Genomic DNA, 238 nt, shown 5'->3' with positions numbered 1-238 from the left:
GTTCCGACTCGGGGATCACGAACTCCTGGGTCCCCGGCTCGTAGACCGCGAGGCTCCCGGCGACGAGCGCCATCGACGCCGCGAGCAGTCCGGTGTTGATCAGCAGAAGCGCCTCGGCGTTCCCGAACTCCGTCCGGAACGCGGCCGCTGGCGTTCCCACTGCCGCGACGACGACGAGACCGAAGCCGACCGCCAGGTACGCCATCGCCGTGCGGCCCGACGACCGGTACGCCGCGAC

Annotated in this window: 1 protein-coding gene; it reads right to left on the bottom strand. The window is 71.4% G+C overall.

What is annotated here, in order from left to right:
- Positions 1 to 238, bottom strand: a 238-nt coding sequence (locus EXE42_RS18000; protein WP_137707138.1) for a hypothetical protein, incomplete at both ends; no start/stop codon positions are given.

Source organism: Halorubrum sp. SP3, assembly GCF_005435195.1.
Lineage (GTDB): Archaea > Halobacteriota > Halobacteria > Halobacteriales > Haloferacaceae > Halorubrum > Halorubrum sodomense.
Note: the sequence above shows the minus strand (reverse complement) of the source record. Positions and strands in the feature narration are given on the sequence as shown.